Raw genomic sequence first — 19,757 nt, 5'->3', positions numbered from 1 at the left:
TTCTTTTATGAAAGGTTCCTTTACGCTATGCGTTCAATTTTGAATTCCCCAATTGGTATTCGGTTCAGGCCCAAGTTGCAGAATAAGTTCCCCTCCCTTTTGAAAAACATCATGGGTGAACCAAAATGTTTGGAGCGGCTCATGGTTCAACATCGCCTTTTGGATATAGCTGTTCTCTTTACTGTTATCCAAGGTTTTAATGGTAAACTCCTTCCCCTCGTAATAGTTTGGGTTGAGTTTTATGGTTATCTCATCAAAAACCGGACTGGTAATTTCATATTTTGGTGTGAGGGAATTGTTCCCCGTTAGGCTAAAAAGTCCCATGGACATCAATGCGCTTACGCCACTCATCTGGCCTTGGTCCTCATCGTGTCCGCCATAGCCTTGGTCCACGCTCGTTGCGCCGTAAGCCTGTTCATTCACCCTTCTCACCCAATACTGTGTGAGCCATGGTTTTTGTACATGATTAAAGACATGGGCATTGGAACAGCCCGGCTGGTTGGCATAACTGACATATCCATCCGAATACCCAAACACAAAATCCTGAGGGGCTGCTTGCTCAAAAGCAAAGTTGAGTTTATCGGCCAAGACATTGTTCCCTCCCATAAGATTAGACAATTCCGTAATACCATGGGACACCGACCAGGTTCCTTGCCATGCGTTGGATTCTACCCAACCCTGACCTGAGAGCAAATCTGTATGAAGCCAATTTCCCAATCTGTCTTTGGGTAGTATTAGCTTTAAGTCGGGATGGAACAATTTGGACCAGCCTTCAGCTCTCTTTGAGAAATAGGCATGATCCTTTGTCTTCCCCATCTTCTTTGCCATTTGGGAAAGCGACCAATCCTGAAAGGCCCATTCCAAAGTCTTTCCTGCATTATCCGGGCAGTAGCCGTTGGCCATATAAAACTCGAGGTCTTCTGCAGAATCGCTCATCATACCACCGGGCATGTGATTGCGTTTCATCACTTGGAAGGCATGTTTGGGATTTGTTTTTGTCATCAAATCCTTCATGTAGGTACTCACCAGCATATTCGTTGCCGGGTTTCCTGTCATGATATAGGAATACCCCCCTGCTATGGCCCCTCTGGGCAACAGTCCGCCATTATCGGCATATTGGACCAAAGACGCCGAGAAATCGTCCAAAATTTCCGGCCAGGCCAACCCCCAAACAATGTTCAGGTTCCATTGGGTGAGCCAAAGCGCATCAAAATTGTACATGTTGAACCTTGACTTGCCATCTTTGTCCTTTGGAAGGGTTCTTATTTTTAGGTCGGCTTTTGTAATGTTTCCTTGGCGTTCTCCTTGGGTATAATCGGGATAATCCCCGCTGACGTCATTCAGGATTCTTCTTCCCAACAAAATGTGCCATAGGTCCGTGTAGAATTTTACCTGTTGTTGTTCTGTTCCACCTTTTACCTCAATTCTCCCCAGCTGCTCTTCCCACACCTTGAAGGTCTCTTCCTTATAGCGGTCAAAGTCCCAATGGGGTGCTTCGGTTTGAAGATTTTTACGGGCGTTTTCCACAGAGGTGTACGAAATGGCCACTTTCATCTGAACCTCATCCCCTGCTTTTACATCATAGGTGGCAGCAACTCCTTTAGTGGGTGCATTCCAATAACTCTGGGTAATTCCGGCAAAAACGACCGAATCCCTACGGGTCATGGTATCTGAGCCTTTTATGGTGGTAATATTGTTGAATCTTTCCTTATCCTTCCATCCTTCCAAGGTCTGGAACGGTTTATCAAATTGGATAACAAAGAACACCTTGACCTTTTCCGGTCCTCCCCAAAATCTTCCAGCTGAATCAAAGGAGCCTTCCAGTTCATTTTGGCTGACCTTCCGAACCTCTGCATTGATCATGGTTGAATTCCCCAAATAGCCTCCCAAATTGGTCAATATGCTGGCCTTGTCCGCTTGGGTATACTTAAAGCGATATAGGGTAGTACGCTTGGTACTGGTAAGTTCTGTCCAAACATGATGTTTCTTCAGATACAGACGTTGATATCCCGGCATGGCCACTTCATCGTCATGACTAAAACTGGATTTCCAACCTTTATCTCCCAAGGTAGGGTCTATGTTCCCCAAGGTGGGCATAACTTGGATGCCTGAAAGGCACCAACCGTGAATCTGTCCGAAGCCCAATACTTCCGTGGAATTGTAACTGTACCCACCACCGTATTGATTTTTATTGCGGGTCACCGGTGCCGCAGCCACCATGCCCATGGGGTGTGCCCCTGGGGTAAAGAAAAAATACCGGCCTTTGGCCGACTCCACAAACGGATTCACCCAATGCAAGGGATTTGTGCTGTCACTGGGCGAGGCAAACACTTCCATTTCGGATAGACCAAGGTTGAGTCCTTCCCCATCGGTGACCTCAAAGCGGACCCATTCCACTGTTTTTGTTGGGAACTCCACTTTCTTGGCATCTCCATTGTTCGGAATGGTGTTTACCCGAATCAAGGAACCGTCACTAAACCTTAAAACGCCTCCAGCGGTGTGTTCCTCCAGACCGGGACGATCATAAATGACAATGCTGTTGATGCTACGTGGTCTGTCCCAATCCATCTGGAGCCAGGGTAATGTATTAGCTCCCCATGCCTTACGTTCGCCAACACAGGCCCATTCCCCCTGTCCATCCAGGCGAATCAGCCCATCCATCAAATTGGAGGCTTCATTTCCTTCCAGTTGGGAAGAGACTTTCACAGTGGCTTCCTTTGCTATGTTTTCAGACGCCAAGGCCGAGAAACCACCCAAGGTCACCAGTAGCGCACAAACCACCTTGAGGGTTTTAAAAAAAGTGTTGTTCATATCAATAACCCGAATTCTGTGTCAGATTTTGGTTAATATCCCTTTCTCTTTGGGGTATGGGAAGCAGGTTATGTCTTGCTGCCACGGGAACCCCGGGCTTGGCCTCGGTAACTTTTTCTTCCAGTTTCCCAAACCTTACCAAATCGAACCAACGATGACCTTCCCAGGTAAGTTCCTTTTTTCGTTCTTCCAAAATGGCTTCCTTGAAAGCTTCGTATCCCATTGCAGATAGATCGGGAAGTATATTGCGTTCCACGCCATCGGCAAATCTTGCCCTTTCTCTTACTTCGTTGATGGCATCCAACGCTGCGGGAGTACTTCCATTGTTCTGTTCATTCAACACTTCGGCGTACATGAGCAATATATCCGCATAGCGAATAAGTTGGAGGTCATTGGCCGTATTGTTCACCAAGGGCTCTGCTACCCGGTCCCAATATTTTACGATATGGGGAGAGTCAAATTCCACCAACTCCCCGTTGATGACATCTTCGGTCATGAAGGTCACTTCTTTTCTTCTATCCTCATCATCAAAGGAATTGTACAGGGCCATGGTTGGTATCTCCAAGCCTCCACCGTTGGGTCTACCGCCATAGACACCTCCAGGGAGTGTCCTGTAGACCAAATGTCCTCCTTCCCAAAGGGTGGTGAACAAATCGGTACCCTCTAAAAAGCTTATGGCAAACAAGACTTCCTTACCGTTGTTGTTGGCAATTTTGAAAACGTCCGCGTAGTCCTCCCAAAGCCCAAATCGTCCACTGGTCATGATTTCTTCCAGTTTACTTTTTGCCAATTGAAGATTCTCCCCTTGCTGAAGGGCCGCTTTGGCCATGTAAGCCTTGGCCGACCAACTGGTGGGCCTGCCGTTGTCCAGCCCAACCTGTTCGGAGGGAAGGCTACTTTCTGCCATGGACAGATCCTCAAAAATCTGGGTATAGACTTCCGAAATGGACGCCCTACCCAAGAAAGAACTTGAAGTAAATACTTTTTGAGGCTCCAGTTGTAATGGTACCTCGCCAAAGAAACGGACCAATTCAAAATAGAGGAGTCCTCTCAAGAAATGGGCTTCACCCAATAAGTCATCCTTGGTGTCCTCATCCATCTCAACATCCGGGATGTTAACGATGGCCATGTTGGCTGCGTTGATACCCAGGTAAAGGTTGGACCAAATTTCCAATGCAATGGTATTTTCCGGTGTATGGGCCATAGCTGAGAGTTGATTGTACCCATCTCCCCTATTGAAGCTGGTTTCCCCTTCATCCGACAAAAGCGCATTGGCCGTCCAATAGTTGGCAAAATATAGGCCCTTGGCATTCAACGTTTCATCAAATGTGGCCCCCAAATGCCCGTATATCCCATTAATGGCCAATTTGGCGTCTTGTTCTGTTTGGTAAAATGTATCCTCGGTATAAAAGGTCTTCACTTCCTCTTCCAAGGCACTCTCACAACCCAAGATCAAAATCAGGGTGGCGAAGTACATTCTATAATTTTTGAATTGTTTCATGATTTTGACTTTTAAAAGTTTACGTTAAGACCCAAAAGAAATGTCCTTGAGGTAGGATATCCCCCAAAATCAGCTCCTGCACTTAGGTTGTTGTTCTGCCCCCCAAAGCTGACCTCGGGGTCCACTCCGCTATAATCGGTAAGGGTAAACAGATTCTTTCCTGTGATGTAAAACCTAAGTTTGTTGATTTTCATCCTGGACAAAAATTTGCCCGGTATGGAATACCCCAAAGTGGCCGATTTCAATCTTAAGTAAGAGCCATCCTCCACATAGTGATCGGAAAACACAATGTTCCGAGGGCCATCGGCAGCCCTGGTATAGGTATTGCTGGGATTGTTCGGTGTCCATCGGTTGGAGAAGGCCTCCAACAATACATTTCCTTGACCATTTAAATTTTCAAGGTTGATTCTATTGAAGTTGGCTATTTCATTGCCATACACCCCTTGCATAAATATATTAAGATCCCAGTTGTTCCAGGTTATGGTATTGTTTATCCCAAAGGTGTATTCTGGAATGGGATTTCCGATAAAGGTTCTGTCGTTATCGGCGTCGATGACCCCATCGCCATTTAAATCCTTGTACTTTCTTTCACCAGGGGTGAAGGTGTCCGTTGCAAACCTTGGGGTTGTAGCAGGGTCATCATCCAATTGAACGATGCCATCGGAAACATAGCCGTAGAATGCCCCAATCTCACCACCTTCCACAAGCAACTGCCAATTGGTTATTCCCAGAATTCCAAAGCCTGTTGGAATATTGTCCAAGCCGGCCAAATCCAAAATCTTGTTCTTGTTATAGGCCCCAGTCAGGTTAACGTCCCAATTGAACTTCCCCTTGAACATTTGTGCATTGATGCCCAATTCAATTCCTTCGTTACGTACACTTCCCGCATTGACCACACTTTGAATGTATCCGGTTTGTGAAGGTACTTGGAGGTTCAGCAACAAATCTTCCGTATTTTTTCGGTATCCATCAATGGTGAATCCCAATCGGTCATTGAAAAAACCGAGGTCCAGACCAATGTTGTATTGCTCGGTACGCTCCCATTTAAGGGCACTGTTGGCCGGCGTGCTGGGCAATTGCCCCACCACCTCATTATCATTAAAGGAATGATAGGTAGGTTTGAATGTAGATTGTGCAGAATAGGGTGCAATGGACTCGTTTCCAATGATTCCATACCCCAAACGCAGTTTTAGATAGAGTCCGGAGTCTTGAAGAAAGTCTTCTTCCGAAACATTCCATGCGAAAGCCCCTGATGGGAAAAATCCATATTTATTGCCATCACCAAACTTGGACGAACCATCAACCCGTGAAGTGGCCGTAAAGATGTATTTGTTGTCCAAAATGTAGTTGACCCTTCCAAAGTAGGATATCAATCTGGACTCTATGATGTTGGAACTGACCCCTGGGTTCAATCCAAGTCCCAAGTTGTTGGAACCAAAATTTTCCGTCGGGAATCCCAAAGCATTCCCTGAAAGGGATTCAATGGTGAAATCTTGCCATGAAGCCCCTACCAAGGCATTCACACGATGTCTATTGCCAAAGGTATTGGTATAATTCAACGTGGATTCCGCCAAATAGCTGGTGGCCGTATTTTTGGCCTGGGCCGCAAAAGCCCCTGGTGAATTTCCAAAATCGATTTCCTCGGTCCTAAAATAAAACTGTTCATTGATGTTCAAATCCACCCCCAAAGTGGTCTTCAATTGGAGATTTTTGGCCACATCCCATTTAATGGCCAAATTGTCCAATATCCTGGTGGCCTTACCCTTGCTCTCGGTCAATTTTTGATAAGCTACCGGACTAGGGAAGTTAGGAATCTGCTCTTGGATATTGCTCACGTCATTCACAAAGGTCCCATCGTCCTGAACAATGAAATTTCCTTTGGTATAATTTCCTTCAGGGTCAAAAACAGGTAACAGGGGATTAAACTGGTATGCCCCGGTTATGGCACTACTGGCCACCTCTACCCCGCCTGTGGTCTCGGTCCTCGCGGTATTAAAATTGGTCCTATTCAAGCTCAGGGAGTTTTCAATGGACAATTTTTCCGTAGCCTTAAAATCGAGGTTTACCCGAAAATTGTACCGTTTAAAATCGGTTTCAATAACCACCCCTTCCTGGTCTAAATATGACCCGGAAACAGCGTACTTGATATCTTGGTTCCCTCCCTTTATGGAAAGGTCGTGGCTTTTGGTAATGGCCGTCCTGAAAATTTCATCCTGCCAATCGGTACCCACTCCAAAAGAGTTTGGATTTGTATAGAACCTGGGATCTCCTGAACCATTATATCTTGACTCGTTTACGTAAAATGCAAATTGTGATGCATTGAGTACATCCAGCTTTTTTATAACCTCACTCACCCCTAAATAGGTATCGTAATTGATTTGGGCATCCCCGTTCAATCCTCTTTTGGTGGTAATGATGATGACCCCATTGGCCCCACGGGAACCATATATGGCCGTGGCGGAAGCATCCTTCAATACATCTATGGAGGCAATATCATTGGCACTCAGGGTAGAAAGGGCATTGATGGAAGGGCCCTCGGCCACACCAGCGGAAAGGTTGTCGCTGTTGTTGTCTACAGGAAAACCATCGATTACGTATAAAGGTTCATTACTGGCATTGATGGAACTACTACCTCGAATCCTGACAGAAGTGGCACCTCCAGGTTGACCCGAAGTTTGGGTCAATAACAGTCCAGATACCCTTCCCTGTACAAAATCATCGGCGGTAGTGGAACGTACTGATTCCAAATCCTCGGATTTAATGGTGGCAATAGACCCCGTAAGATCTTTCTTGGTTGTACTACCGTAACCAATGATGACCACTTCGTCCAATTCGTTCACATCCGTTTTCAGAGCTACATTGATGGTCCGTTGTCCGCCCACCGGAACTTCTTGGGAACTAAATCCCTGATAACTGAAAACCAAGGTTACATCCCCACTCGGGACTTCCAAGGTATACTCCCCATCAAAGTTGGCGGAGGCACCAATGGCCATGCCCTTCACCACTACATTGGCCCCTGGTAACGGAAGACCATCGTCCTCTCCGGTGATTACCCCTTGAATGGTAATATTTTGCGCAAAGGTCATAAGATTGCCAAGCACCAAAAAAATGACAATAAGGCCTTTTGTTCTGTTTTTCATAATCGTCATGTTTTTAATTTGTACAGTTGGCTATTAGTTGAAAGTCTTCCCCAGTATCAGGGTTCTTTACCTCTACATCTCCACTTTGGTTGATGAAACTGAAGGTGATATCCGTAATTTCCTGACTTGGCAAGGCATTGAAAAGCTGTCTGGGCCAAATGGATATTTGCCATTGGTCATTGCCGGTACTGCGCATTTTGGTAATATCGCTATTATCGCAGACCTCAACAGGCTGACCATCTATAACAGCTTTGGCGCATAGATATACATCAGTAGCACCCGAAAGCGCTGTTGGCGACCCTTCGGGTCCTTTTGTGGCATCAAACCCAATATGGATAATATCATCATAGGTATATTCCGCAGGTTGAAAGGTCACGGGAAAAGGAAGAGGACCACATAAATCTATCAACGGATTGGACCCTCCGGTCACTTCCATGCAAGAAGTGAACCTTATATCGGTCTCTCCCGCAGTGATGCCATATCCCGAAGTTCCCACAACATATCCCAGTTGAGTTTTAAGGTTATCCGTCCCGACATCCATGGAAAGTTGGATCTGTCCTGAAAAGTTTACGCCATTGGCACCGGATACCGTTTCATCGGAGATGAACACCACCCACTCTACCAGACCATAATTTTCACCGATTCCGGCAAGGTCCATAATGGGAGTGGCGTAATCTGGGTCGGCACCATTGGCCAATCGCATGGTCCCATCCCCATTATCAGAGGTGTAGGAAACCGTGGCATTGGACGCTATGTCCCAAGCCTCTGGAGCCAAAACGCCAAATATAATGTTGTGGGCCGCATCTTCGGCTGGGGCCACATCAACATCGATGGTGATGTCCATTCTTTCCCCTACACCCATGGAAGAGGGTTGATTTACATTGGTAATGGTAATGCACATACTCAACAACAAAAACAACAGAAACAGTGCTTTTGGCTGAAACAGGATGCGCTTTAGTTTGTATAGTTTGTTTTTCATTTCAGTGCATGTTAGTTTCTGGTTATTTGCTCAATCGATACGTATAGGTATTAGAGGTACAGCCCATAGGAACGGTCACTGTAAGCTCATCCCCACCGGAAAGCACCGCTCCCTGAATATCCAGGCTTGTACCATCCGAAAAATTGATCTTGGTTGGATATATAGGATCATCAAATGACCAGTTCCCACTCGCCTGCCCCAAAACAAAAGGTGTTGTTAGATTGGAAAGGGTATACGACGATGGCATCCCATTTTCGTACGATAATTGCAAGGAAAAAGATTGAAAATCGATAAAATTGGTGATATCGTTTCCATTCTGGAGCACTTGGTCAATCTTCCAATCACCATCAATATTGGTGACGAACTCGGTAAACCCTTCGGGGTTTTGTTCTGGGTCGTCATCACAACTTAAAATAGCCATGACCGACAGCAATAAAATCAATCGCAAACATTTCATAAATACATAGTTTGAAGGATAGTTTAGTTAACGGTACACTTTGTTGAACAAGTCATCAAATGAAAATGGGAAGACCGAAAGCATTGAATCGACACTTCCTTCTTCCCATCATCCATTTTTAGAACTAAACCCAACAACTCAAATAATTCTATTAAATATCATCTCTTTTACACAACCCAACCCATCTTTGGCCAATCAAGAATCAGGTACATTATGTTCATATGTTCATACATATGTTCAAATATAGATATTTATTGCATGTTGCCAAAAAAAATGTTTCTTTTTTGCCAATTCATTACTAGACGAAGTCTTGAATTATTGATAGCACAAAGTTATTGCTTATAACAAACTCTCGCCGTACTGCCCCAATAGAACCATTAAAACGTTTTCGTAAACCGTTTTTCTATAAACATGTTCATATGTTCATACATAAAAAATTATATATTTGAACGGATGGAAATACAACCGCTTATGGATTTTTTAAATGCAATTTTTGAGGAAACAATGAATTTTCTAGGCTTCACCGGCATACTGGAAGCCCTAAAAACAGAAAACTACGCCTTTTTCAAAAGCTTTGATGGTATCATATCCTGTGTTTTCCTAGCATTGCCCATTTTACTTTTTGTAGAGTTCTTCATTGTCTTTTTCAGGGAAAGGGAACAATTAAGAACGTACAAAGTAAATTTCTTCATTATTGTCTTCAATAGGATTATTGGCCGTATTCTTTCCTTGGGAACCATAGTGTGGTGTATTGGTTTCTTTCAAGAGTATGCGCCTTTTCAGACCACATACACTTGGTATTGGTTTATCTACGGTTATGTGGTCTGGGAATTGGGCAGTTTTATTTATCATTATTTTGGTCACAAGATACGTTTGCTGTGGTGCCTACACTCCCCCCACCATGCGGCGGAGACCATGAACTTATCCGTAAACCATGCGCATTTTTTTCTCGAATTCCCATATGCTGATTTTGTCCGAACCGCAACATGCATGCTCTTAGGAGTTGACCCAAAGCTGTTCTTTTCCATTCTTCTGCTGGATATTACCTATGCCACCTTCATCCATGTTGGCGAGCATGTGCTGCAAAAGGGACGTTTAGGGTTCCTTGGAAAACTTATTTTAACCCCCTCGCACCATCGTGTACACCACGGTAGAAACCCCCTGTATATGGACACCAACTTCTGTAATCTCTTGAACATTTGGGATAGGATTTTTGGAACCTATCAAGATGAGAAAGACCACCTTCCCATTCAATATGGCATAACCCGTGAGATGGATTCGGGAAGTTTTTTGGATGTGTATTTTGGTGAATTCAAAGCACTATACAAAGATGTGGTCAATGCTCCAGGCCTAAAAAACAAAATATTGTATGTTTTCATGCCTCCGGGATGGAGTCATACAGGAGACCATCAAACCGCTAAACTGGTACGTGAAAAATACTTAGACCTTCAAAAAGAAACCGTCCATATACGCTAAGCTATGAGAGGTTCAATTTTCCCCACCTTCACCTTCTGGTAGTGCAAAAGCCATGATATAGCCTCCTGGTTCATCCTCATTTCCTGCCAAGGAAATGGCCAAATACTGCTTTCCATCCATCATGTAGGTACTGGGAGTGGCCGTTCCTGATGCCGGAAGCAAGGCTTCCCAAAGCAGTTCTCCGCTATCTTTATCAAAGGCAAATAGTTTTTGATCATGGGTTCCCGTCAAAAACACAATTCCACCAGCGGTCACAATGGGTCCAGCCGCTCCTCCAGTTCCTGTTATAGGCGCTCCGTTCTCTTGCAGGTCTGGATAATTTCCCACCGGAATTTTCCACATGTATTCCCCGGTATTCAGGTTGATGGCATTCAAGGTACCCCATGGCGGCTTAATTCCAGGTCTGCCTTCGCTATCCCTAAAATACCCATAGGCCCTAATATTCAAATATCTTGGCAAGGTGTCTGACTTCACTTCTGCGTTGGCATTGGCATTTTCATTGGCCTGCACTTCCTTGAGCCAACGGTCCTCTCGTCTGGACCTTGCGTCTTTTTGCTCGAACAGATACGCCAAAATAGCTTCTTCCTCTCCGGGAAGCACACTAGAAAACGAAGGCATTTTTCCGGCACCCTCCTCTATTTTTTTCAAGACTTCTTCACTATCCATCTTCATTCCCAAGCCCAATAGTGATGGATAGTCGGGCTCCTGTCCATTTTTATCGCCCCCATGGCAACTCAAACAAAAATTACTGTAAAACTGTTCCCCTCTTTCATACAGTGAGGCGTTTCCATCCTGACTTTTTGTTTTTTCCACTCTTTTCAACATACTGATTTCAGGAGAATCATTGGATTTCACGAAGAGTACACCCGTATTTGGGTCGTAAGCTCCGCCGCCCCAGCTTGAGCCTCCCCTGCTGCCCGGAAACATAAAGGTTCCTATGGTATCCGGTGGCGTAAACAAGCCTTCGTAACGATACGACTTGAATTCTTTCAACAATGAATCGTGGGATGCTTCGGAGTAAAAGCTTAAATCATCCACGCTAATGGATTGTCGCGCATAAGGTGCGGGTTTAAGTGGGAACGGCTGGGTAGGCCAAGCGTATTCCCCCGGTATATTGGAGGCCGGTACCTCTCTTTCTTCAACGGGAAATAGTGGCTCTCCTGTTTCCCTATCCAACACATACAGAAAACCCACCTTGGAGGTTTGTGCGACCGCATCCACTTTTTGTCCGTCCCGTTCCAAGGTCACCAAATTTGGAGGTGCCGCCAAATCGTAATCCCATAGATCATGATGAATGGTCTGAAAGTGCCATATATACTCCCCCGTTCCCGCATCAAGAGCAACCACACAATTACCAAAGAGGTTCATGCCCACCCTGTCGGCCCCATAATAATCATAGGTAGGAGATCCCAAGGAAACGAAGACCATGCCCCGCTTTTCATCCACACTCATACCGCCCCAATTGTTGGCACCGCCTGCATATTTATAGGCATCTTTGGGCCACGTATTATAACCGACTTCCCCAGGTTTGGGAATGGTATGGAATTTCCATTGCAAAGCGCCTGTCCTGATATCATATGCCCTGATATATCCAGGTTCCGCGCCATATAGTTCAGAGACTTCGGTCCCCATGATCAATAGGTCCCCATAAACAATCCCGGGCGATGTTGGGATAACCGAAATGGCATCTGGGTCTCCCCTAAGTCCAACATTCATGCTGGCCTTACCCTCTTCACCAAAAGATGACACTAGCTTTCCAGTTTGTGCATCCACAGCAAAAAGTTGGTCGCCCGCGGTAAACAGTATTCTTTTGTCGTCGCCATCTTCCCAATAGGTCACCCCCCTACTCACTCCCCCACCAGTTCCTCCATCAAAGGGGTCAAAAGACCAAATCAATTTTCCCGTATCAGCAGCAAGGGCATACAACCGATGTCTGGCCGAAGTGGTATACATGACCCCATCCACAACAATAGGATTGGATTCATTCCTTGAAAATCTGGTACCTTCCACGGCATCCATGGGTCTAAATGTCCATGCGGGGCCCAACGTTGACACATTTTCCTTATGTATCTGTTTCAATGGAGAATAACTGGTACTGGCGTTATCCGCCTTGTACATACTCCATGTCCTTTCCGTATTGGTATTTTTCCCGCATCCCACACCCAACAACTGCAAACAAAGGGTAAATCCAATGATTTTTTTAGTAGTTCTCAATTTTGTTCTTGTTAAAATGGTTGCCTAAATATAGAGTTCATATCTTCAATATTGGTTATTTTTTGCGTGCAGATGCCACAACGTCTTTCAAATATCCATCTTGTTTCCAACGATATAGCGAAGCAAGAGTATAGGGTAACCCCCTTTTCAAGTGTACTATTATATAAGCTGGAAAAGCAAAAGAACCTTTTTTGCCCCTCAAACACTTTTCCAGTCTCAAAAGCCATATATTAACAGATTCACTAAACCAACTAAACCACATGAATTTCCACACCAACCTCAACCGACTGCGTTTCTTACTTCCAATTTTCTTATTTACCCTTGGCTTGGGGGTGCACGCCCAGGAATATGATCTTCTCCTAAAAGGAGGTCACCTTATTGATACGAAAAATAATATCAATACCCCTATGGATATCGGCATCCAAGATGGAAAGATAAAAAGCGTATCCAAGAGCATTTCAGAGAAAAAAGCTGAAAAAACCATTGATATTTCGGGGTATTTTGTGACACCTGGCCTTATAGACATGCATGTCCATGTATTTATGGGCAACGAGTTGGATGACTATATTGCCAATGCACAGACCAGTGTAATGCCCGATGGGTTTACCTTCAGGTCCGGAGTAACCACGGTTGTGGATGCTGGTTCATCAGGTTGGCGAAATTTTCCATTGTTCAAAGAACAGACCATAGACAAGGCCAAAACGAGGGTGTTAGCTCTGCTCAATATTGTGGGTCATGGCATGAAAAGTAGGTTTGACGAACAAAATTTAAGCGACATGAACCCCGAGATGACAGCTTATTCCATCACAAAACTCTATCCTGAAATTTTGGTTGGCATAAAAGCGGCCCACTATTGGGGCGGTTTTGATCAAGTGGATTTAGCGGTTGAAGCCGGTAAAAAGGCCAACGTCCCCGTAATGGTGGATTTTGGTGAGCATGACCCACCCAACTCCATAGAATCTCTTTTTATGGAGCATCTCCGTCCCGGGGATATCTTTACCCATACCTACTCCTACGGACCAACACAACGTGAAACCATAGTGGATGAAAACGACAAGGTGAAACCATTTGTCTTCAAGGCACAGGAGAGAGGTATTGTTTTTGATGTGGGCCATGGAGGTGGGGCATTTTCTTGGCGTCAGGCCGTGCCTGCTTCCCAACAAGGATTTAAGGCCAATGTAATCAGCACCGACCTACATACCCAAAGTATGAACTCCGGGATGAAGGACCTCAGCAATGTTCTTTCCAAATTTATGGCCATGGGATTCTCATTGGAAGATGTCATTGCCCGGGCAACTTGGGCACCTGCCCAGGTCATCGGAAGGACGGACTTGGGACATTTGGACGTAGGGGCCGAAGCGGATATAGCCGTATTTAGCTTACGGGAGGGAGATTTTGGGTTTTTGGATGTGCGTAGAAACACCCTTAAAGGAAAAAAGAAGCTGGAGACCCAACTTACCCTAAGAGCTGGTAAAGTTGTTTGGGACCTGAACGGAATGGCGGGAACAGATTTTAGTAAGAAGTAGTATGTGCAAAGGCTATTTCAAAATAATATTCGGGCTTATTACAGTCTTACTGACCTCAAACTTTTATGCCCAGGAGGTTGACTTACTCCTTAAGAATGGACATGTTTTTGATCCAGCGAACCAAGTAGACACCATTGCCGATGTATCCATTATTGATGGAAAAATAGCCGAAGTTTCCCAAAATATTTCCAGCGAGACGGCCAAAGTGGTGGTAGATGCAACGGGGCTTTTTGTAGTACCCGGTTTGATTGATACGCACACCCACGTTTTTGTTGGCCCCGAGGCTAAAAAATTTGCCAATGGGATAAACAGTTTGTCCCCCGATGATTTCAGTTTTAAGGCTGGAGTCACCACGGTAGTGGATGCCGGAACCTCCGGTTGGCGGAATTTTCCCCAATTCAAGGAACAGGTCATTGACCAGTCAAAAACACGTATACTGGCCTTTCTCAATATTGCAGGTCATGGTATGACCGGCGATGAACTTGAAGGCGACATCAGTGAAATGAATGTAGCCAAGACCGTGGAAATGATCAACCAATATCCCAATACGATCGTTGGTATCAAAATTGGGCATTACAATGGCAAGGATTGGACCCCTTTTGAACGTACCATTGAAGCTGGGGAAAAAACCAATCGCCCCATTTTTGTGGAGTGCCATCTCCCCGAATATACCTTGGAAGATCAATTGGCCCATATGCGTCCCGGGGATATCATCACCCATACTTTTGAACACATCTCGGAACGTAAGCCTGTGGTAGATCAAAATGGCGCCGTTTTGCCTGTGGTAATGAAAGCCAAGGAACGTGGTATTCTCTTTGATGTGGGACATGGAGGTGCCGGCTTTTGGTTTGATCAAGGCATTCCGGCCATAGAACAGGGCTTTTGGCCCAACTCCTTTGGTACGGACCTACACAGGTTCAGTATGAATGCAGGGATGAAGGATTTCCTCAACGTCATGTCTAAATTCCTGAATATGGGGATTCCCTTAAAAGAAGTATTCAAGCGTGGTTCCTGGTATCCTGCCAAAGCCATTGGCCGCAACGATTTGGGCCATTTGGGAGTGGGCGCTGTGGCCGATATAGCCGTACTCCGGCTTAGAGAGGGAACGTTTGGCTATATCGATGCCCGCAACAATTTGCTCAAAGGCGACAAAAAACTGGAAGCGGAACTCACCATAAAAGATGGCAAAATTGTATGGGACTTAAATGGACTGTCCGCAAAACCTATCGATTAGGTTGTTGAAACCGTATACCATTCCATCATTTTAAAGCTACTTTTTGCGGCTTTATTTTCCATTTTCAGCAGCAATGCCCAAAGCCCCCAAAATTTTATGATGGATGTCCGTATTCTCATAGACCCCTCGAAAATTCTGGGATTTTGGACCATAGGCAAATAGCGGCACCATGATTCCCGTATGGTCAACAGTCAAGAAATCTCCTTGGACCCTACCTTCTTTCATATCTCCTCCTACAATTCCAAAACCGGACGTTTCATGATCCGCAGTGATGACCACCAAGGTGTTCCCATGGGTATCCGCAAACTCCAATGCTTCTGCAATGGCCCTATCAAAATCCAACAGTTCCTCCACAATATCCCCAACATTGTTGGAATGACCTCCATTATCAATTTGGGCTCCCTCCACCATTAGAAAAAAAGGTTGTTCCTTAGCCCTTAATGCCTCAAGGGACTTTTTAACAGCCTCGGGAAAAATGCTTCCTCTGCCTGAGCTAATGGAAGGCACTTTATTGCTTCCCAAATAGATGGCCGTTGGCCCCTGCAAGGTTTCAAAACTTTCCAGGGATTGGGTCTTAAACTTTTGTTGGATGGCAGTTTCTTGATTTTGTCCTCCAGAAATAAAGAGATCAAGTCCACTGCTGTTTAAATCAGCTACCAAACCTTCGGTATCGTCGCGCTCGACCCTGTGGGCAAAAAAGGAAGAAGGGGTTGCCCCATAAATGGCATCGGTAGTTACAATGGCGGTATTGAACCCCTCAGCACTCACCGCATCCACAAGATTGGCAAGGCCGTTTCCATCCGCATCTACTCCAATAGCCCTATTGTTTGTCTTAACCCCAGTGGCCATGGCTGTTGCCCCTGCCGCAGAATCGGTGATCAAATCGTCATGGGAAGCGGTCTTGACCAAGCCAATATCCTTGATTTCCGTTAGCGTTAAGTTTCCTTGGTTCGCCACCATGGCGGCTGTTATTTGAGCCAATCCATTGCCATCGCCGATCATCAGGATCACATTGGTGGGTTTTGCCTCCGACGCGTACCCATACTTGGGTCGATAAACCGGATTTGGTGATTCCCTTGTGTAGCTGTTGGCTTCCAGATTGGTCAAATATTCTTGGGCCAAAGCAGGTCGGTCCGTGTTGATGTAATCCACCCCTAACCTAGCCAATCGAGCCCAAGCCGTCTTAGTATCGGGTGAAGCCCAAAAACGGAACGGTTTACCCACACTCTTGGCTTTATTGATAGCAGCTTCCACTGTTTTCAAGTCGGGCGCTGTCATTCTTCCATATCCATTCCAAACCGAATAATTCTTAAAGCTCGTGCTGACCAAAGCCACTTTATTTAAATCAATGTGGTCCAATTCATCCAAATTCTGATGATCGAACCAAATGAAATTGGGATACTTCCCGTAATCTGCAGGTTTGGGTCTATTTCCCGAAATCACAAAACGAACCTTGTCTGTTTTTAGGAGTTGCGGATAATCTTCCAAGACCTCTACCAGCCTTTCCAAGGTCGCATAGGCCTCGGATTTAAAATCGATAAGTACTTGAACGTCCTTCAAATTACCTGATTCCTGCAATTTTTGAAGTCTGTCCAGGTAAAGTGCCTGAAAGGTTCTTCCTTCCACAATTTCAGCTTCGGCATGGGTCACATAAAGGGTATTGTCCTTTAAAAATACATCGGCCTCAATGGATGCCGCGCCGTTGGCATAGGCGAACCAGAAGGGTAGTTCCTGTGCATAATCGTTATGCGAATGCACCTTATAGCTTGTTTGGGCTGCTAGATTGGAGCCCAGAAATAGGATAAGGACAACAAGTATTGACTGTAATTCCTTTTTCATTTGTTATTGATTTTTGCCATGGAAATGACACACCTCTGTAAGCTATTTATACTACAGAGATCTATTCCAAAGAGATTTACCAAACTATTTAGAAGTGAAATCCAATCGGGCAAATACCGGTAAGTGATCGGATGGATACCTAAGGTCTTTTGAGTCGCTTAAAATGGCGCTTTTGACCACCCTGATTCCCTTGGAAACAAAAATGTAATCGATTCTTTTATCCACAGGTTTGGTAAAGTCAAACCCGTTGAAGGTACCCTTGGGACCAAAGGCATTGGTACCAGCCTCAACATGAGTGTCCTTCATCTCTTGAACAATCAATTGGATGCCTTCACTGTTGCTTTCCAAGTTAAAATCACCCATCAGGACTGTTGGATGATTCTCTAGATTCAACTCCTTTATCTTTTGCAGGATGAGTTTGGCACTTTCTTCCCGCGCCTGTACGCCCACGTGATCAAAATGGGTATTGAACACAAAAAATTTCGCTCCACTCTCTTTATCCTTAAAAAAGCCGTAAGTACAGATTCTGGGCAATGCTGCATCCCAATCCTTGGAGGGGACTTCCGGTGTTGTGGACAACCAAAATGTGCCTTCTTTCAGGAGTTCAATATTTTTCTGATTGTAAAAAATAGCGGTAAACTCCCCTCTGTCGTCACCATGGTCCCGTCCTATGCCAAAATAGGTGTAATCCTTCAGGCCACTGTCCATATCCTTTAGTTGGTTGATAAGCCCCTCCTGCACCCCAAAAACATCCGGGGCATAGAAATTCAATTGGGAAATAAGGAAATCCTTTCGGTTCTCCCAATGGTTGGGGTTATCATTGGGGTTATCATATCTGATGTTATAGGAAATGACATCTATGGTCTGACCATGGCTCACATATATGGTGGCACAAAGGAATAGGAAGAGAATGCTTTTTTTCATTGTATAGATTGTTCTTTTATCTTAAATAGGCTTCTGGCTAAACATTTTGACCGCAAGCTACCCATTTTTTCAGTGTATGCATTATATCCAATGTTGCTAAAAAGCTAAGGATAGCCTCACAATCCCTTCAGGGTCTTATCTACTTCCTCAAAGATTTCGGGTCGGTCGGCAAGGACCACCAATTTATCCCAAGGTTCAATTATTGTGGAGCCATTGGGAGTTACATAGCTATCATCGCGTTTGATCATGGCAATGATGGCATTTCTTGGAAAGCCCAGTTCCACAATCTTCTTATCCGTGGCAAAACAGTCGGGAGTCACCAAAATCTCTTTCATTTCTGCTTTTGGATTTTCTGATAGCAATAAATCTGTAGCGCTTGCTTTTTTTACTTTTTCAGGTAAAGCTACATGCAACCATTTCGCCACAATGGACAGTGTGGTTCCTTGGATAAGTATGGAGGTCACCGATATAAAGAAAACAATGTTGAAAATCATATTGGCCTTATCGATTCCTGCCAAGAGAGGATACGTTGCGAACACAATAGGCACTGCTCCCCTTAGGCCCACCCAAGAAATATAGAACCGTCTTCTGAGCTTCATTTTATATGGTAAAAGGCTCAAGAAAACTCCTACCGGACGGGCCACCAAGATCAAGAAAAGTGAAATCAGCAGGCCTATGCCCATAAAAGGAACGACTTGCTTTGGAAAAACAAGCAGTCCCAAGGTCAAGAAAAGTACAATTTCCATTAGCCACGCCAAACCATCGTACATTTTCAATATGGTCTTTTTGTGAATCAAATCTTGGTTTCCCAAATACACGGCACAGATATAAATGGCCAAAAATCCATTGCCGCCTACAAAATCCGTCGCGGAGAAGGTAGTGAACATCAAAGCGATGACCAACACGGGATACAAGCCTTCAAAGTCCAGTTTAATTTTATTGATGATGAACTTACTTAGCCTTCCAAAGGCAAAACCACCCAACCCGCCCAAAACCATTTGTAGCAGGAACATGGGAACAACAGACATAAAGCTTTGGTCTTGGTTGACCACTAGAGTCAAAAAAGCAATGGTAAGCACATAGGCCATGGGATCGTTACTTCCACTTTCCAACTCCAATGTGGGCCGTAAGTTCGCCTTTAATGCCAAGCTTTTGGACCTTAAGATAGAGAATACGGCAGCCGCATCGGTGGAAGACACAATGGAACCCAACAACATACTTTCATAAAACGTAAAATCCGTAATATACCATACGAACATTCCCAAGGTCAGCGCGGTCAATAAAACTCCCAAGGTAGATAGGGTCACTCCTTCCTTGAGTATGGGTTTTACGGCTTTCCAATTGGTATCCAGTCCTCCGGAGAACAGAATGAAGTTAAGGGACACGATACCGATGAACTGGGCTATCTTGGGATCATCAAATTGAATTCCCCCTATCCCATCCGAACCGGCCAACATCCCCACAGCCAAAAAAAGCAACAAGGTGGGGACACCAAATTTATAGGAGGTTTTTCCGGCAAATATGCTCAAGAGGAGCAATAGGGAGCCTACCAATAAAATATTCTCAATGGTCAAGTTCATTTGTGGTCATTCAAAAAAGCGTGCCTAACAAAGGTATTGCTTCATCCCCTGAAAACAGCTAGTTCAAATTATATTT

The 19,757-nt window shown here is 44.9% G+C and carries 12 protein-coding genes; 3 read left to right on the top strand and 9 right to left on the bottom strand.

The window, feature by feature from the left end; all coding sequences use genetic code 11:
- Positions 1-33 precede the first annotated feature (33 nt).
- From DN53_RS15865 to DN53_RS15845, 5 genes are read right to left on the bottom strand one after another with little or no spacing between them, the layout of a single operon-like run.
- Positions 34-2,811: a GH92 family glycosyl hydrolase gene (locus DN53_RS15865; RefSeq protein WP_129655864.1), complete on the bottom strand. Its 2,778-nt coding sequence runs from the start codon at positions 2,809-2,811 to the stop codon at positions 34-36.
- 1 nt (position 2,812) lies between these two features.
- Positions 2,813-4,312, bottom strand: coding sequence for a RagB/SusD family nutrient uptake outer membrane protein (locus DN53_RS15860; protein WP_129655862.1), 1,500 nt, complete (start codon positions 4,310-4,312; stop codon positions 2,813-2,815).
- An 11-nt stretch (positions 4,313-4,323) separates the two neighbouring features.
- Positions 4,324-7,452, bottom strand: coding sequence for a SusC/RagA family TonB-linked outer membrane protein (locus tag DN53_RS15855; protein ID WP_165357465.1), 3,129 nt, complete (start codon positions 7,450-7,452; stop codon positions 4,324-4,326).
- A gap of 13 nt (positions 7,453-7,465) precedes the next feature.
- Positions 7,466-8,431 carry a DUF4961 domain-containing protein gene (locus DN53_RS15850; protein ID WP_129655858.1) on the bottom strand — a complete coding sequence of 322 codons (966 nt, stop codon included), beginning with the start codon at positions 8,429-8,431 and terminating at the stop codon, positions 7,466-7,468.
- Between the two features lie 22 nt (positions 8,432-8,453).
- A complete protein-coding gene (locus tag DN53_RS15845) occupies positions 8,454-8,888 on the bottom strand; it encodes a DUF5004 domain-containing protein (RefSeq protein ID WP_129655856.1) in 435 nt (144 codons plus the stop codon).
- A gap of 504 nt (positions 8,889-9,392) precedes the next feature.
- Here DN53_RS15845 and DN53_RS15840 point away from each other — a divergent pair.
- The gene (locus DN53_RS15840; protein ID WP_242502181.1) at positions 9,393-10,364 is read left to right on the top strand and encodes a sterol desaturase family protein; all 972 of its coding nucleotides are present in this window, start codon (positions 9,393-9,395) and stop codon (positions 10,362-10,364) included.
- A gap of 12 nt (positions 10,365-10,376) precedes the next feature.
- Here DN53_RS15840 and DN53_RS15835 read toward each other — a convergent pair whose 3' ends face one another.
- Positions 10,377-12,578: an outer membrane protein assembly factor BamB family protein gene (locus DN53_RS15835; protein WP_207211132.1), complete on the bottom strand. Its 2,202-nt coding sequence runs from the start codon at positions 12,576-12,578 to the stop codon at positions 10,377-10,379.
- 260 nt (positions 12,579-12,838) lie between these two features.
- Between DN53_RS15835 and DN53_RS15830 the strand changes: the two genes are divergently transcribed.
- On the top strand, positions 12,839-14,104 hold the full coding sequence (locus DN53_RS15830) for an amidohydrolase/deacetylase family metallohydrolase (RefSeq protein ID WP_129655853.1): 1,266 nt from the start codon (positions 12,839-12,841) through the stop codon (positions 14,102-14,104).
- A gap of 1 nt (position 14,105) precedes the next feature.
- Positions 14,106-15,338: an amidohydrolase/deacetylase family metallohydrolase gene (locus DN53_RS15825; protein ID WP_129655851.1), complete on the top strand. Its 1,233-nt coding sequence runs from the start codon at positions 14,106-14,108 to the stop codon at positions 15,336-15,338.
- 51 nt (positions 15,339-15,389) lie between these two features.
- Here the strand turns inward: DN53_RS15825 and DN53_RS15820 are convergent, their stop codons facing one another.
- The 3 genes from DN53_RS15820 to DN53_RS15810 all read right to left on the bottom strand — a co-directional run bounded on the left by DN53_RS15820 (position 15,390) and on the right by DN53_RS15810 (position 19,681).
- The gene (locus DN53_RS15820) at positions 15,390-17,177 is read right to left on the bottom strand and encodes an alkaline phosphatase (RefSeq protein WP_129655849.1); all 1,788 of its coding nucleotides are present in this window, start codon (positions 17,175-17,177) and stop codon (positions 15,390-15,392) included.
- An 84-nt stretch (positions 17,178-17,261) separates the two neighbouring features.
- Entirely contained in the window at positions 17,262-18,101 is an 840-nt protein-coding gene (locus DN53_RS15815) for an endonuclease/exonuclease/phosphatase family protein (protein WP_129655847.1), read from the bottom strand.
- A gap of 116 nt (positions 18,102-18,217) precedes the next feature.
- Complete coding sequence (locus DN53_RS15810; protein ID WP_129655845.1) at positions 18,218-19,681, bottom strand: potassium/proton antiporter; 1,464 nt, start codon at positions 19,679-19,681, stop codon at positions 18,218-18,220.
- Positions 19,682-19,757: the final 76 nt, after the last annotated feature.

This window comes from Flagellimonas olearia (assembly GCF_004150225.1).
In the GTDB taxonomy this organism is placed as follows: Bacteria; Bacteroidota; Bacteroidia; order Flavobacteriales; family Flavobacteriaceae; genus Flagellimonas; species Flagellimonas olearia.
This window is presented reverse-complemented; position numbering and strand designations above follow the sequence as displayed.